We start from the raw sequence: 15,569 nt of genomic DNA on the forward strand, positions 1-15,569 counted from the left end.
GACTCCGGTGACCACGGTTGGGCTGATCATGGGCAGCGACTCGGACTGGCCGACCATGCGGGCCGCCGCCGAGGTGCTCGACGACTTCGAGGTGTCGTACGAGGTGCGGGTCATCTCGGCACACCGGACCCCGGTCGCGATGATCGATTACGGGCGTGAGGCGGCCGACCGAGGGCTGAAGGTGATCATCGCCGGTGCCGGTGGCGCCGCCGCGCTGCCGGGCATGGTCGCCTCGGTGACCCCGTTGCCGGTGATCGGCGTGCCGGTGCCGCTGAAGCACCTCGACGGCATGGACTCGCTGCTGTCCATCGTGCAGATGCCGGCGGGGATTCCGGTGGCCACCGTGTCGATCGGCAACGCCCGCAACGCCGGCCTGCTGGCCGTTCGGATCCTCGGCGCGTCCGACGAGACGCTGCGCACCCGGATGGCCACCTACCAGCAGGACCTGGAGAACCTCATCAAGACCAAGGACGCGGCCCTCCAGGCCACCCTGCCCTAACCCGCACACCCCGCGCCCCGCACCCAACCACCTCCGCGATCTTGCACTTTCGGTGGTCGCTAAGCGGCATTTGCCCAACTTTGCGGCGACAGAAAGTGCAAGATCGCGGAGAGGCCACCGACGAACCCGGCACGCTCACGCACGCCGCCGTGACCCTCCGGTTTCACCTCATGCCGCGTAGCGCGGTCTGGAGGCGTTCCTGGGCGCGACGACGGCGTTCGTTGCTGGCCCCGAGGACGAGCAGCAGGATGCCCACGGGGATCAGCACCAGCCACGGGCCCAGGCTGAACAGCGCGTGGATGGCGGCGATCGCGGTGACCGACGCGCCGACGATCACCGGTGCCTGCTGCCGGCTGGACGAGCCGAAGATCAGCACCGCCACCGCACCGAGCAGCAGCAGCATCTGCCGCAGCGTGCTGGACTCGGTGGCGAGCACGATCGCCAGGGTCGGCAGGAATGCGGCGACCAGCGCCGGCCCGTACGCCACCCAGCTGCTCAGGTCCGGCCGGTGGCGCAGTTCCAGCACGCCGACCAGCAGGGCCAGCGCGGCGAACGGCAGCGTGTACGCCTCGGGCAGCGCCACGTCGGCGACGCGCATGAGGATCCACCAGGCGGTTATCTCGCAGAACACCACCGCCCAGAAGAGGATCCGGCGCTCCACGGGCCGCCGGCCGGGCCGGGTCGCCGCCACCCCGAGGACGGCGCCCCAGGCGGCCAGCAGGGCGGCGATGTGCCGTGGCGAGTCGAAGGCGAGCGCCAGCGCGATCAGGGCCGCGGCGTACCCGGTCCACTGCACGGTGGCCGCCTCGCGCTGTGCCTCGGGGCGGCGCAGCTGGGGCAGGGTCGCCGCGAGCACCTGGAGGACCGCGCCGACGGCGAGCACCCCGAACGCGGACCAGACCGGGGCCAGCCCGGCGATCAGGCCGGCGGTGAGCACGAAGAGCTGAGCCATGACCGAGGCGAACAGCCAGCCGAGGATCCGGGCGCGCTGGGTGGTGCCGAACAGGGCCGCCACCACGCCCACGCCCACCGCGCCGCCGAGGGTGAACAGGGTCAGTTGCTCCTCGGCCAGGCTGCCGGCCAGGCCGGCGCCACCGGCGGCCAGACCGATGACGAACACGAGCACCCGGGCCAGCCGCAACGAACGGGCCGGCTCGACGAGCGGCGGTGGCGGGGTCAGGGCGAGACCGAGCATGGAGATGGTGAACACGGACAGCGCGGCGAGCGTGCTCGCCGGCCACCTGCTGCCCAGCGCGATGGGCGCGATCAGCAGCGTGACGGCCGCGCCGGGGAGCACCACCGGTACGGCACGGGACCGCCGTCCGCCGCTGAAACCGGTGGCGGCCAGGGCCGCCGTCGCGGTGAGCAGCAGCGCGGTCAGCACGTGGGTCGGATTGACCAGGTCCGGCGGTGGGGTGAGCAGTTCCGGCGGCGGACCCTGCCAGATCCGGTTCAACGTGCGCTGCGGCTCGACCAGGGCGAAGACCAGCGCGGGCGCGATCGAGACGAGGGCCAGGGCGGTCGGCAGGGCGGCGGCCGCGAGCGCGCCGGCCGAGGGGCTGACCCGCCACCGCCGCCGATCCGGGTCGTCCGGCAGCCGGCGCAGCGCGCCGTCGAGCAGCACCGCCCAGCGTCGGACCGGCTGGGCGGCGGCGGTGGGCGGTACGGTCGCCGCACGGATCAGCTCGGCGAGGACACCGAGCAGCGCGGCGGCGGCCGCGTAGACCCCTACGGGCAGGCCGGTCGGGATGGCGGCGAGGGCACTGATGCTCGCCCCGCCGACCACGGCCACACTGACCCAGGGCAGGTACTGCGGCACGTACCGGCGTACGGCGGCCACACCGGCCAGACCGAGGCTCGACGCGGCCAGCGCGGCGGTCAGCACCACCTGCGCCGAGTGCTGGAACTCGACGGCCAGCGCCGCCACCGCGCCCGGCAACGCCAGCAGCGCGGCACCGGCCGCCGCGCCGCCGATCTGCGCCAGGTGCGGCGGCATGCCCTCGGTCTCCAGGTCGGTCACCTGGGGCCGGGCGAGGACGCGGGCCAGCGTGGCGACGACGACACCGATCAGCGCGATGCTGCCCAGCGCGAGCGCGGTGGTCCACGGGCGGACCAGACCGGCGCCGGCCCCGTGCAGCGCGACCACCCCGGCCACGGTGGCCCGGGACAGCCCGGCCCGGGGCTCCTCGGTGGCCACCGCCGCCATCCCGAAGACGGTGGCGACCATGGCCCCGACCAGCACCGGCGACCACCAGGGCAGGTCGAACGCGGCCGGCGCGCCGATGGTGGCGAGCACCACGGCCACGCCGGACGCGTCCCAGCGCCAGGGCGGTGGCAGCAGGACGCCGGCGGCGACGGCCAGCAGCAGCAGCGCGATCGGCGCCTGCCAGGTCGAGCCGCCGGTCGGCGCCGCCGGCCAGTTGCTCAGGTCGCCGTTCCAGATCGGTCCGGGCGTGGCCAGCACGCCCACGCCGCCGCGCAGCGCTGTCCAACCGGCGAGCACCCCGATGAGTACGCCGCCGACGGCGATGCCGAGGATCGGGCCGCGTCGCCACTCCTCGGGCATGGCGCGGGCGGCCACGGCGACGACCAGGACCAGGCCGGCGGCCACCGCCAACTGCCCACCCGGGGCGAGGACCGCGGCGATCCGCACCATCGTGGCGATCAGTGCGGTGGTCACCGCCGCGGCGGCCAGGTCCGAGCCGTCCAGGGTCAGGTCGGAGCGGCGGCCGGCGTCGATCGAGGGGGCCAGGAAGAGCAGCACCGCGGCGATCAGCAGGAGCGCCCCGACCCACGCGTCGGCGACGGTGGCGCCGGGCGCGCCGAAGGCGGCGGCGGTGACGACGAGCGCGCCCATCCCGGTGCCGACCGGCAGGGGCACCGGGATGCGCCGCTGGGAGACCTGCACCATCGCGGCGTACCCGAGGGTCACGCAGACGGCCAGGAAGCTCGCCGCGAGCACCGGGACGGTCGCCTCGCGCAGGCTGGCCGGGGTGGGAGTGTCGTCGACGGGGACGGTGGCGGCCACGAACGCGGCCACCGCGCCGGGCAGCGCGAAGGCCGCGCCTCCGGCGGCCCAGGCGGTGACCGTCTCGGCGGCGGCCGAGGCGATCCGGACCCGGGGCGCCAACGCGACCAGCGCGCCGGCCGCGAAGAGGGCGAGCAGGACCGCGGCCGTGAGCGCGGGCCGGGACAGGCCTGCGCCCGCGCCGAACAGGCCCACCACGGCGGCGCCGACTCCGTGGGCCAGGGCGGCCCGGGGGGTACGCGCGGAGAGGCCGATGACACCGATGCCGATCGCGGTGATCACCATCGGCCAGGGGGCGGCCGCCCAACCGAGGCCGAACGACGCCGGCACGGCGAGCGCCGTCAGCGCGGCTCCGGCGACCGCGAACTCGCGGCGGATCTCCGGTGGCAGGGCCAGCATCGCGGCAATGGTGAGCAGGAACGCGGCGGCGGCGAGCTGCCACGTGGTCGGGCCGACGGCGGCGGCCAGCTCGGCGGCGTGCCGGTCCAGGTCGGCGTCCCAGGCGGGCAGTGCTGCCCGGACGGGGGCGACGCCGGCCCGCAGGGCGCCTCCGGCGACCATCAGCCCGCTGACGGTGAGCGCTACCGCCGAGGCGATCTGTGGGCCGCGGCGGGCGGCCTCGGGGATCGCGCGTACCGCGAGGCCGGTCGCCGTGATCACCGCCGCGATCAGCAGCAACGCCTGGCCGGGCAGGGCGACGGAGGCGACCCGGCCGAACGCGCCGATCACGGCCAGGGTGACGATGCCGGCCGCCACGTCGGGCAGCGGTGGGCGGCGCAGCACCAACGCGCCGGCCAGCCCGACGGCGGCGGCCAGCAGCAGCACCAGCCCGGCGCCGGTCGCCGTCGGCACGGCCTGTGCCCGCAGCAGCGCGGTGACCGCGTACGCCAGGGCGACCGCGACGGCCACCGCGTGCAGCGACCAGGTCAGCTCGCGCAGTCCGGGCACCGGGCGGACGGAGGGGGTGTCGTCGGCGCCCGCGCCAACGTCGACCACCTCGCCGGCCTCCTCCGGGTCGCCCTCCGGTCGGGCCTCGGCGTCGCGCTGGCGCGGCGTCGTCGACGGCCGAGCCGGCTGCGGCAGGTCCTGCCCGGGGGCGCGCTCCACCACGATCGGCGAGCGGGCCAACCAGAGGTCGAGCAGGGCCACCAGGGTCAGCACCAGCGCCCAGCCACCCGGCCCGGTGATCCGGTCGTACGCGAGCAGCGGCAGGACCGGCTGCGCGGCGACCACGGTCGCGAAGCGGGGTGCGCGCAGACCCGTCCAGGCGGCGTAGCCGACGGACACGGCGGCGGTGGCCGCGAAGATCAACCCGGCGAAGACGGCGCCCGAGGTGCCGCTGCCGATCCGGTCCACCGCCCAGAGCGCATAGCCGGCCAGCGGCACGAGCAGCAGACCCACCGCCGAGATCGTCTCCGCGGTGGAGGTGAGCCCGCGTCGCGCCAGCGCCGGCGGGGCGAGCAGCATCAGCGCGGTGGCGAGCAGCAGGACGCCGAGGCGGGCCAGCGCGTCCATCGAGCTGGTCGCCACCGCGGCGAAGACCACCGCGGCCACGGCGAGCAGCAGCGCGCCCAGCCCGAGCGGGATGTTCTGCACCTCCCGGCTGGACGCCTCCGGCGGGTGTTCGGGATCGTCGGCGTCCAGCCAGGACGGCCGGGGCGGGGGCGGCGGCGGGTCCTCCGGAACGGGCGGCGTGCCCTGGCGTGGAACCCGGGGCGGCGGTGCGGCGGTGCCGGTGCCGGGGCTGGCCGTCGGCGGACGGCGACCGGGGCGGCGGCGCAGCACCCGGCGGGGTCGGGTCGCCTGCTTGATCCGTTCCTCACCGGCGTGGGCGAGGATGTCCCGCTGGAAGAGCGCGGCCTGCATCTTGGCGGCGATCTGCCGCTGCTCGCTGGCGATTGCGGCGTCGCGCCTCTTCATCTCCGCGATCGAGCGCTCGATGTCCGCCAGATGCTCGACCCACTGCGGCTGGTCGGCCCCGCAATGGGGGCAGTGCACGGCCGGCTTGATCTCCCGGCCGCACGAGGAGCACTGAAAGGTCGCCACGACACCCCTCCACCCGCACTGTGGACTCCCACTGTCGCAGCATGCCCAAAGCTGGCGCGGATTTCGACACTTGTCGGCGGGTCCGGGGCAAACAACATCACCGGCCGGCCGCCAAGGGTGCGTCGCGGCCGGCCGGTGAGTGGTGGATCGTCAGGGACGGCCCATACCCCGGTACTCCCAGCCGGCCTGGGTCCACAGTGCCGAGTCGAGGCAGTTGCGCCCGTCGACGACCTTGCGGCCGCGGACCAGCTCGCCCAGGGCGACCGGGTCGGCGTTGCGGAAGTCCGCCCACTCGGTGAGGACGCAGACCAGGTCGGCGTCGGCGACCGCCTCGTTGATCCCGGGCTCGTAGGTCAGCTCGGGCACCGCGCGGCGGGCGTTCTCGGTGCCCTGCGGGTCGTACACGTGGACGTCGGCCCCGGCCTTCTGCAACAGTGCGGCGACGGCGAGCGCCGGGGCGTCGCGGACGTCGTCGGTGTTGGGCTTGAAGGTCGCGCCCAGCACGGCGATCCGGGTGCCGGAGAAGTCCGGACCGGCCGGCCCGGAGCGGCGGCCGAGCAGGTCCGCGGCGAGCTGGAGCACGCGGGTCCGGCGACGCAGGTTGATCAGGTCGACCTCGTGCAGGAAGCGCAGTGCCTCGCCCGCGCCCAGCTCCTGCGCGCGGGCCTGGAAGGCGCGGATGTCCTTGGGCAGGCAGGCGCCGCCGAAGCCGAGGCCGGCCTGGAGGAAGCGGTTGCCGATGCGGGGGTCGTAGCCGATGGCCCGAGCGAGCTGGGTGACGTCGCCGCCGCTGGCCTCGCAGACCTCGGCCATGGCGTTGATGAAGGAGATCTTGGTGGCCAGGAAGGCGTTCGCCGCGACCTTGACCAGCTCGGCCGTGGCGAAGTCGGTGACCACCAGGGGCACCTCGCGGTCCTCGGTGGCGGCCAGGTCGAAGACGCCCTTGTGCGCGGCGTAGAGCATGCCGTTGGCCCACTCGCTCTTGACGCCGACCACGATCCGGTTGGGTCGCAGCACGTCGTCGACGGCGAAGCCCTCCTGGAGGAACTCGGGGCTCCACGCCACCTCGACGCCCAGGTCGTCCGGGGTGTGCTTGCCGACGAGCTGCTCGACCCACTCGGCGGTGCCCACCGGCACGGTCGACTTGCCCACGATCAGCGCCTTGCGGGTCAGGTGCTGGGCGAGGCCGGTCACCGACGCCTCGACGTACGACAGGTCGGCGCCCATCCCGTCGGCCCGCTGCGGGGTGCCGACGCAGATGAAGTGCACGTCACCGAAGTCGGCGGTCTCCGCGATGTCGGTCGAGAACCGCAGCCGGCCGGCGGCGAGGTTGCGCTTGAGCAGCTCGTCCAGGCCGGGCTCGTGGATCGGCACCTCGCCGGCGTTCAGCATCGCGATCTTGTCCGCGTCGACGTCGAAGCCGAGCACCTCGTAGCCCAGCTCGGCGTAGCAGATGGCGTACGTCGCACCGAGGTAACCGGTCCCCAGGAACGTCACCCGCGGCCGAGACGCGCCCGAGGGCGGCGTCACCGCGGCGATGGCGGGGGTCGGCTGGATGGTGGGGTAGGGGATCGTCACGCCTGTCTTCTCCGCTCGCACTGGCGGCGCGTCGTCGCGTCGCATTCTGCTGCGGCGCCTGGGCGGGCACCGGAGGGGTGGCTCACTGTCTGCCTTCCATCATCGCCCAGCGGCGCGGGTGCTCCGTCATGCCCATACCTACGCGCCGGTAACATCACCTGAACTGCAGTCGCTATCCTTCAGTCTGCGCGGTCGGCGGTCAGGGGAGGCCACAGACTGCGCATGATAGCGGTGAAGGGGAGGGGCCGACATGGCCGCAGGGGAGTCGTTCGACGTCTACCGGTTGCCCGAGGAGCACGAGGCGATCCGGGAGGCGGTCCGGGAGGTCTGCGCCGCCAAGGTGGCGCCGCACGCCGCCGAGGCCGACGAGACCGGGGAGTTCCCGAAGGCGTCCTACGACGCGCTGCGGGCCGCCGACTTCCACGCCCCGCACATCCCCGAGGAGTACGGCGGCGCGGGCGCGGACGCCCTGGCCACCGCCATCGTGATCGAAGAGGTGGCGCGCGCCTGCGCGTCCTCCTCACTGATCCCGGCGGTGAACAAGCTCGGCACGATGCCGCTGCTGCTGGCCGGCTCCGACGAGATCAAGCGCCGCTACCTGACGCCGGTCGCGGCGGGCGATGCCATGTTCTCGTACTGCCTCTCCGAGCCGGAGGCCGGCAGCGACGCCGCGTCGATGACCACCCGCGCGGTGCGTGACGGGGATCACTGGGTGCTCAACGGTGTGAAGCGGTGGATCACCAACGCCGGCGTCTCCGAGTTCTACACCGTCTTCGCCGTCACCGACCCCGCCGCCCGCTCCCGGGGCATTTCGGCGTTCGTGGTCGAGAAGTCCGACCCGGGGGTGAGCTTCGGCGCGCCGGAGAAGAAGCTCGGCATCAAGGGCTCGCCGACCCGCGAGGTCTACCTGGACAACGTGCGGATCCCCGCCGACCGGATGATCGGCGCGGAGGGCACCGGCTTCGCCACCGCCATGAAGACCCTGGACCACACCCGGGTCACCATCGCCGCGCAGGCCGTCGGGATCGCGCAGGGCGCGCTCGACTACGCCAAGGGGTACGTCGCCGAGCGCCGGCAGTTCGGCAAGTCGGTCGCCGAGTTCCAGGGCATCCAGTTCATGCTCGCCGACATGGGCATGAAGCTGGAGGCGGCCCGGCAGCTCACGTACGCCGCCGCCGGCAAGTCCGAGCGGGGCGACGCCGACCTGACCTACTTCGGCGCGGCGGCGAAGTGCTTCGCCTCCGATGCCGCCATGGAGATCACCACCGACGCGGTGCAGTTGCTCGGCGGCTACGGCTACACGCGGGACTACCCGGTCGAGCGGATGATGCGGGACGCCAAGATCACCCAGATCTACGAGGGCACCAACCAGGTCCAGCGGATCGTCATGGCGCGGCAACTCCTCGCCAACGTCGTCTAGGACCTGCCTCGGGTCCCTGGCCGGCCTGTCCGCGCCCCGGCCTGTCCGCGCGCCGGCCTGTCCGCGCCCCGGCCTGTCTGCGCCCCGACCGCCGCGCCCCGACCGCCGTGCCCGGACGCGGCGGTCGGTGGCGCTGCCGATCCGTCCCGCGACGGTCGCCGGTGCGGCCCGTCATCCGATCGCCGTTCGCAACGCGGCGCCCAGCCCGGCCGTCTCGATCTCGGCGGAGTCCAGCAGGGCCCGGTGCGGGTTGCCGACCGGGGTCGGCTTGCCGACGGCGTAGCCCTGGGCGAAGTCCACCCCGTAGTCGCGCAGCAGGCGCAGGGTGGCCTCGCTCTGGACGAACTCGGCGGCGGTCCGGATCCCCAGCCCCCGGCACATGTCGACGAAGGACTGGACGATCACCTGGTCGGGACGGGACTCCTCGATCTTGCTGATGAAGTCGCCGTCGATCTTTACCAGGTCGATCGGGAAGTACTTCAGGTGCGTGAATGTGCCGTATCCGGAGCCGAAGTCGTCCAGGGCCAGCCGACAGCCGATGTCCCGGATCCCGCAGGCGAAGTCGATCGCCTGCGTCAGGTTACCGATCAACGCCGTCTCGGTGATCTCGAAGGTGACCTGGGAGGGGTCGATGACGTGCCGCTTCATGACCTCGTGGACATGCTCCAACAGGTGCGGATCGCCGAGCGACCGGCCCGAGACGTTCACCTGGTAGTGCGAGGTTCGTGGTCCGTGGGCGATCAGCTCCATGGTGTGGTCGATGACCCAGCGGTCTATCGGCCAGATCTCGTCGACCCGTTCGGCGACGTCCAGGAACGCCGACGGCGGTACCGGCTGGCCCGTGCCGTCGAGGACGCGGAGCAGGATCTCCTGGCGGGTGATCTGGTTGAGGCTGAGGTCGAGAATCGGCTGGGCGTAGAGCGTGAAACTGTTGCCGGCGACCGCCGCCCGGATTCGGCTCCGGCAGGTCTCCTGCCGGTCCTCGGGACGGGCCGGCTGTCGCAGCACGGTCAGTGGCACCTGCTCTCGCTTGGCCTGTCGCCACGCGCTCTCCGCGTCCACCAGCAGGTCGAAGCCGCTACTGTCGTCGCCGTCCTGGTACCGGACGAGACCGCCCCAGGCGTCGAGGCGTACCCGTTCCCGGTCCTGGCCGACGACGAACGCGTGACTGCGCAGGCTGTCGATGATGCTCTCCGCGATGGTCGTGGCCGACCGCATCGTGGTGTTCTGTAGCAGCACGCCGAACTCGCCCGGGCCGACGAGCCCGCACACGGCGGTCCGGCGGGCCACGTTCTTCACCACACCGGCTATCGCGGCGGCGAGCCGATCCTGGGTCGCGTGGTCGTGCCCGGAGATCGGTAGGTTCAGTGGCTCGGCGGCCACCACGAGCAGGGCCCCCGACCCGCCGCGTTGGGTCCGGTCAACCTCGTCGGCGAAGCGCGGGCGGGTCAGCAGGCCGGTGGCCGGGTCGCGGCTGATCAGTTCGGTGCGTGCGGTCTCGCACCGGCGGGCGAGCCGGTCCCGCTCCTGGCGGGCCAGCTCCAGGTCGGTGACGTCCTGACCGGTGCCGATGATGCCGTGCGGCCGGTCGAACCGGTCGATCAGGACCTCGATGTAGCAGTGCACGTACCTGGTCGCCCCGTCCGGTCGGACCACCCGATACGTCGTCTCCTTGACCGTCTGCTCCCGCCACGCCAGGTGGATGGTCCGACGAACGGCGTGCGCGTCCTCGGGATGGACCAGCTCGAACAGCAGATCGGCGGAGGGTCGGATCGTGCCGGGGGCACAGCCGAGGATCAGTGACATCTCGTCGGACCAGGAGATCTCTCCGGTGGCGGAGATCCAGGTGATGGTGCCCAACTTCGCCAGCTGTGCCGCGCGGGCGATCCGGGCGGCTTCGTCGGCGTCGGCGTCGGCGTTCAGCGGGTCGTGCGGGTCGACATCCACGACGAGATCCCGCCCGGCCGTCACGGCGTGGGCGTAGGCCTGCTGGATCTGCCGGCTGGCGCGTCGGGCGCGCGCGCGTTCGAGGGGAGTGGGAGCACGTTCGGCCGCGAGTGCCAGGACGTCGTCGAGGTTCACGATGACCTCCCCGTGGGCTTGTTGAAACCGGCCTGTTCCGCGAGGCGCTGCAGATGCTGACGCGCCTGCTGCTTGTAGGCGCGAACGGTGGTGTGGGCGAGACCCAGCATCCTGGCGATGTCGAGGTCCCGCCAGCCGTCGAAGAAGAGGACGAACACCTCCGCCTGCCGGGGCGGCAGTTGCTGCAGCCACGCGACGAGCAACTCGTCCGCCTCCCGAGGGTCGGTCGGCTGGGTGAGGAACTCGGGGGGCACCTCGTCCAGGTTCGTCGTGGTAGTGCTGGTCCGGCTTCGCCGGCTCTGCTGCCCCTGGAGCTTGTGCCGCGCCGTCTTGAGCACCCAGGCCAGGGGCTTCTCGAAGGTGCGGATCTGCGCCCACTTGGCCCGAGTGGTGATGAATGTCTCCTGGACCGCCTCGTCGACGAGGTCCCGATTGGCGCAGCGGGCCCGCAGGAAGCGCTCGACCCGCAGGAAGTTGTCGTCGCAGAAGGCCGTGAAGGACGCCTCCAGCTCGGCCGGGGTGGGTTCGGGCGAGCGGGTTGCGGCGCGGGCCGCGGCAGAACTGTTCCGGTTCACGCCGCCTCCTTGTCGCTGGTCTGTCGAGGTCCACGTAGCTCCACGACGCGGTGCCCGTCACGGTCCCGCTCGTCGACCGTGATGTTCTCGTGGCGACCGCTGACCAGGGTGATCAAGCCCGCCGCCCGGGCCGCTGTCCGTGCGGACAGCTCCCGCTCCGCGTGGAGCCGGGTGCGGTGCCGGAGGTAGGCGCGGACCAGCCCGATCACCGCCCCGGCCACCAGTCCCAGAACCACTGCGGTCGAGCTGTCGGGAACAAGCCCTCGCAATTGATCGATCATCCTCGCCTCACGCATCCGTAGTGGCCTTTCCGCATATAACTCTCTGTGGAAGGGCGGAATGTAGATGGGGATGCTCGTGGAATCTGTACGCATGATCGACTCGTGGCTCTGAGCTGTATCTATTCCACCGTTCGGCCACAATAGAGGGTCCGTTCGGGCGCGTGACGGCGGAAACGCGAATATAGCGCTCTGTAGTCGAGCTGCGGCTGATGGTGCTCGACCGGAAATGGGAATTGCATTAAGCGAAAATCGCGACTCGGTTAATCCCGATGCCTTCCCCGACTCGGGGCGACTACCCGGTCGAGCGGATGATGCGGGACGCCAAGATCACCCAGAGCTACGAAAGCGCCAACCAGGTGCAGCGGGTCGTCATGGCGCGGCAACTCCTGAAGGGCTGACAGCGCCGATCAGCCGGCCCGGCGACGCGGTACGCGGTTGTTCGGCGTTGTGCGGGATTGATTGATCGGTGCCTTCGTCAGCGGCGATCAACTTCGCTCTTCCGTAGAAGTTGACGGCGGGACGGCTCTCAACCAACCCCGTCCCGGAGGAGTGGAAGTCATGATGCTGCGCAAGGCGTTCGGAGCGCTGCTGGCGTTGCTGACCTTCGGCACGGTGCTGGTCGTCACGGCAGCCCCGTCGCAGGCGGCGGTGGCCTGCTCGGGCACGGTCACCTACAGCTACGCGTACCCGCCGAGCAAGCCCGTTGCCGAGCTGGTCATCTACTACAACAGCACCAACGGCGGCACGAACAGCGCCTGCATGTACCACCGCGGCGCGGCGTACGGCTCCTCGGCGCGGACCTCCGTGCAGATCGCCCGGTGCGCGGAGACCTCCGGCACCGGCTCGTGCACCGCCACCGCGATCTCCACCAAGGACAACGCCGACTACCTGTACTACGCCGGTCCGCGCGGAGTGACCGGCACGGCGAACAACTGCGTCGACGCGTACGGCGAGATGGACTGGGCCGGCACCACCTACTGGATCCACTCCGGTCGCCAGGGCTGTTGAGTTCGGTGACGCCGAACCGGTGGCCCGGTGGGATCCGTCCCGCCGGGCCACCGGTGGTGTCCGTCCGCGTACGCCCCCGTCAGGGGTAGAGGCAGGCGGTACGGCGGGCGGCGAGCCTCTGGTCGGCGGCGAGCGGCAGGGCCTCGGCGGTGCTGGAGCCGTCGGGGCGGGCCACCCGCACGTCGAGCACGTCGGTCGGCGCGCCACCGCCGAGACAGGCGACCGCGGCCACCGGGATTTCGGCAGTGGATCCGGGTTGCCCGGACCGGCGGTCGAGCTTCCAGACGAGGTCGAACGGCGGGGCGGCCAATCCGGTCATTCCGATCTGGTGCCAGCGGCGCTCCGCCGGCAGCGCGGGGTCGTCCGCGTAGTAGGCGGCGAAGCCGACGATCTCCACGTGCGTGCCGGTCGCGCTCAGCCGCCACCCACCCGGGCCGGTCACATCGGGGGCGATCGCCAGGGCGATCGCGGCCGGCCCGGGTCGGTCGCCCCGGCAGCGGGACGGTTCCAGGCCCGGGGGTGGGTTGCCGTGCACCACCCCGGAGGCGATCAGTCCACCGTCGGCCAGGCTGAACCAGCGGATGTCGGGGGTCTGGGAGGTGGAGTCGGCGATCCGCTCACCCAGGCAGTAGCCGGTGAGCCCGATCACGCAGCCGGGCTGAATGGTGTAGAGGATGCCCTGGTCGCGGCGGGGCTCGCCCCGGACATGCACGCCACTGCCGTAGGTGACGGCGGTGAAGGCGGCGTCCGTGTTGGTCGCCGGGCAGGCTGTGGTGGTCGTCGTGCCAGCCGCCGTCGCCCCGCTGGCCGGCCATTTCAGCTGGGTCATCGGCACCACGGCGACCGTACCGGCGAGGCTGGCGACCGCCACCGCCGCCAGCACCAGTCGCCGTCGGAGTTTCCGGTGCCGCGGGGGGCTCGCGGGCCGGTCGTGGGTCGGTCCGGCTGCGCCGCTGGCGCCGGTTGGCTCACCGGTAGCCGGGACGGGTGGATCCCCGGCAGGCACAGCGGACGGTGACTCGGCGAGAGGCGTCGTGATCGGCCCGGCCGGCGTCGAGTCCGGTGTCGCTGCCCTCGCCGGGTCGGCTGGTGCGCCGGCCGAACCGGTGGCCCGCAGCTCCTCGTCCAGTTCGAGCCAACGCTGCCTCCACTGGGCGGTGTCCCCGCCGCAGGCCCCGACGTACGCGAGCAGCACGTCGAGGCTGGGTTGCCGGATTCCGCTGGCCGCGGCGGAGAGGGTCGAGGCGCTGTAGCCGGCGATCTCGGCCAATCGCCGGTAGGTGGGGTTGCCGGCTTCGACACGTAACTTTCGTAGCTCATGGGCGAAAGACGACAACGGTCCAGCGGTCGGATCTACGGGCCGCTCGTGCCGAGCCATGCCGCTCCCTTGTCTCGGTAAGTCGTCCAAAGTAGGGAATGATATTGAATTCCTCGATCGGCAGACGACGGCTACCAGGGTGCGGGGGTGGCCTGGGGACCGGGACCTGATCGACCCGGTGCGGGCCCGCTCCCCCGGGTACGTGAGCGCCGCGCGGGAATCTTGATCCACCTCCATGGCGTTGCAGCCGGGAGAGTCACCCCGCCCCGGCCTCGTCGACCTCGATGACGGCGCTTCCGCACCCGGAGAGAGATCAAGTTGGCGAAGCCCACCCCCGAGCAGGACGCGCTGCCCGGCGACCTGATGACCAACCGCCAACGCACGCAACTCGTGCTCGTGCTCGGTGCGTTGATCGCCATCGGCCCCCTGACCATCGACATGTACCTGCCGGCGCTGCCGGCCATCACGACCGGCCTGCAGACCACCGAGACCGCCGTGCAGTTGACGCTCACCGGCACGTTGGTCGGCCTCGCGCTGGGCCAGTTGCTGATCGGGCCGGTCTCCGACGTGGTCGGCCGACGCCTGCCGCTGCTCGCCGGCCTCGCCGCGCACATCGTGGCGTCCGTACTGTGCGTCGTCGCGCCCAACATCGCCGTGCTCGGCGCACTACGCGTCCTGCAGGGCCTCGGCGTCGCCGCCGCCACCGTGGTCGCCACGGCCGTCGTCCGCGACCTGTTCAGCGGCGCGTCGTTCGCGCGGATCTTCTCCCGGTTGATGCTGGTCATGGGGCTCGCCCCAGTCCTCGCGCCGACGCTGGGCAGCGGACTGCTGCGCTGGACCGAGTGGCGCGGCGTGTTCGCGGCGTTGGCCGTACTGGGCGCGTTGCTGATCGTCGTCGCGGCCATGAAGCTGCCGGAGACCCTCGACGTGTCGCGCCGCCGGCACGGTGGCGTCGCGGCGACCCTGCGGGACTACCGAGGACTGGTGAGCGATCGGGCCTTCGTCGGTCTGGTGCTGGTCGCCGGGCTGGCCATGGCGTCGCTGTTCGCGTACGTCTCCGGGTCGTCCTTCGTCCTCCAGCGGGAGTACGGCCTCGACGAGCAGCAGTTCGGCCTGGCCTTCGGCGCCGGCGCGGTGGGCCTGATCGGGGCCACCCAGTTCAACGTCCGGCTGCTGCGGCGCTACACGCCACAGCAGATCCTCGTCCTGGCCCTGGTCGCCGGGACGGCGGCCGGCCTGCTGCTGGTGCTGTTCGCCGCCACCGGCATCGGGGGCCTGGGCACCCTGCTCGCGTCGCTGTGGCTGGTGTTGGCCGCGGCCGGTCTGGCCCTGCCGAACGCGCCGGCGCTGGCCATGAGCCGGCACAGCGAGGCCGCCGGTACGGCCGCGGCGCTGCTCGGCGCCGTCCAGTTCGGCGTGGGCGCGCTGTCCGCGCCCCTGGCCGGGCTGTTCGGGACGGGGAGCGTACCGATGGCGATCGTCATCGCGGGCGGCATGGCCGCGGCGCTGGCGGTCATGGTCCTGGTCGTGCCCCGCGCCACCCTCGGCGCGGTCGACCCGGACCTGGCCGTCGCCGTGCACTAGTCGCGTTCGCGCGGGTCTGGTCGGGGGGGGGGGGGGGGGGGGGCGCCCCCCCGCGCGCGGGGCGGGGGGGGGGGGGGGGGGGGGCCGGCGGCCCCCGGGGGGGGGGGGGCCCCGCGGGGGGCCCCCCCCCCCCCCCCCCCCGCCCCGTAC

Annotated in this window: 10 protein-coding genes and 1 pseudogene; 5 read left to right on the top strand and 6 right to left on the bottom strand. The window is 72.8% G+C overall.

Annotation, left to right across the window (positions count from 1 at the left end; genetic code table 11):
• Positions 1-7 precede the first annotated feature (7 nt).
• Positions 8-499, top strand: coding sequence for a 5-(carboxyamino)imidazole ribonucleotide mutase (gene purE / locus ACIBTX_RS15535; RefSeq protein ID WP_357130028.1), 492 nt, complete (start codon positions 8-10; stop codon positions 497-499).
• A gap of 163 nt (positions 500-662) precedes the next feature.
• Here purE and ACIBTX_RS15540 read toward each other — a convergent pair whose 3' ends face one another.
• Positions 663-5,573: an SCO7613 C-terminal domain-containing membrane protein gene (locus tag ACIBTX_RS15540; protein ID WP_363660154.1), complete on the bottom strand. Its 4,911-nt coding sequence runs from the start codon at positions 5,571-5,573 to the stop codon at positions 663-665.
• A 150-nt stretch (positions 5,574-5,723) separates the two neighbouring features.
• Positions 5,724-7,151 (bottom strand): UDP-glucose/GDP-mannose dehydrogenase family protein, encoded by a 1,428-nt coding sequence (locus ACIBTX_RS15545; RefSeq protein WP_355048810.1) that lies wholly within the window; start codon positions 7,149-7,151, stop codon positions 5,724-5,726.
• Positions 7,152-7,401: 250 nt separating this feature from the next.
• Here ACIBTX_RS15545 and ACIBTX_RS15550 point away from each other — a divergent pair, with 250 nt between their 5' ends.
• A complete protein-coding gene (locus ACIBTX_RS15550) occupies positions 7,402-8,571 on the top strand; it encodes an acyl-CoA dehydrogenase family protein (protein WP_357174906.1) in 1,170 nt (389 codons plus the stop codon).
• A gap of 171 nt (positions 8,572-8,742) precedes the next feature.
• Here the strand turns inward: ACIBTX_RS15550 and ACIBTX_RS15555 are convergent, their stop codons facing one another.
• From ACIBTX_RS15555 to ACIBTX_RS15565, 3 genes are read right to left on the bottom strand one after another with little or no spacing between them, the layout of a single operon-like run.
• Entirely contained in the window at positions 8,743-10,653 is a 1,911-nt protein-coding gene (locus tag ACIBTX_RS15555; protein ID WP_357130016.1) for an EAL domain-containing protein, read from the bottom strand.
• Positions 10,650-11,228 carry an RNA polymerase sigma factor gene (locus tag ACIBTX_RS15560; RefSeq protein WP_357130014.1) on the bottom strand — a complete coding sequence of 193 codons (579 nt, stop codon included), beginning with the start codon at positions 11,226-11,228 and terminating at the stop codon, positions 10,650-10,652. Before ACIBTX_RS15560 ends, ACIBTX_RS15555 begins: the two co-directional genes overlap by 4 nt.
• Positions 11,225-11,509 carry a hypothetical protein gene (locus ACIBTX_RS15565; RefSeq protein WP_396832632.1) on the bottom strand — a complete coding sequence of 95 codons (285 nt, stop codon included), beginning with the start codon at positions 11,507-11,509 and terminating at the stop codon, positions 11,225-11,227. The genes ACIBTX_RS15560 and ACIBTX_RS15565 overlap by 4 nt, the downstream gene beginning before the upstream one ends.
• Before the next feature lie 290 nt (positions 11,510-11,799).
• Between ACIBTX_RS15565 and ACIBTX_RS15570 the strand changes: the two are divergent.
• Both ACIBTX_RS15570 and ACIBTX_RS15575 read left to right on the top strand, forming a co-directional pair.
• Positions 11,800-11,907: pseudogene (locus ACIBTX_RS15570) on the top strand (acyl-CoA dehydrogenase family protein); the annotation flags it as partial.
• A 160-nt stretch (positions 11,908-12,067) separates the two neighbouring features.
• Positions 12,068-12,517, top strand: a complete 450-nt coding sequence (locus ACIBTX_RS15575) for a hypothetical protein (RefSeq protein ID WP_357130005.1) — start codon at positions 12,068-12,070, stop codon at positions 12,515-12,517.
• Between the two features lie 79 nt (positions 12,518-12,596).
• Here ACIBTX_RS15575 and ACIBTX_RS15580 read toward each other — a convergent pair whose 3' ends face one another.
• A complete protein-coding gene (locus tag ACIBTX_RS15580) occupies positions 12,597-14,072 on the bottom strand; it encodes a helix-turn-helix domain-containing protein (protein WP_396832633.1) in 1,476 nt (491 codons plus the stop codon).
• A 126-nt stretch (positions 14,073-14,198) separates the two neighbouring features.
• Here ACIBTX_RS15580 and ACIBTX_RS15585 point away from each other — a divergent pair, with 126 nt between their 5' ends.
• Positions 14,199-15,419 (top strand): multidrug effflux MFS transporter, encoded by a 1,221-nt coding sequence (locus ACIBTX_RS15585; protein WP_396832710.1) that lies wholly within the window; start codon positions 14,199-14,201, stop codon positions 15,417-15,419.
• Positions 15,420-15,569: the final 150 nt, after the last annotated feature.

Origin of the sequence: Micromonospora sp. NPDC049359 (assembly GCF_044466585.1) — a bacterium.
Lineage (GTDB): Bacteria > Actinomycetota > Actinomycetes > Mycobacteriales > Micromonosporaceae > Micromonospora.

Bases quoted from the DNA above. Each gene is read 5' to 3' on its own strand.
- ACIBTX_RS15580 (WP_396832633.1), bottom strand. From the start codon at position 14,072: ATGGAGGTGGATCAAGATTCCCGCGCGGCGCTCACGTACCCGGGGGAG.
- ACIBTX_RS15550 (WP_357174906.1), top strand. From the start codon at position 7,402: ATGGCCGCAGGGGAGTCGTTCGACGTCTACCGGTTGCCCGAGGAGCAC.
- ACIBTX_RS15565 (WP_396832632.1), bottom strand. From the start codon at position 11,509: ATGATCGATCAATTGCGAGGGCTTGTTCCCGACAGCTCGACCGCAGTG.
- ACIBTX_RS15585 (WP_396832710.1), top strand. From the start codon at position 14,199: ATGACCAACCGCCAACGCACGCAACTCGTGCTCGTGCTCGGTGCGTTG.
- ACIBTX_RS15575 (WP_357130005.1), top strand. From the start codon at position 12,068: ATGATGCTGCGCAAGGCGTTCGGAGCGCTGCTGGCGTTGCTGACCTTC.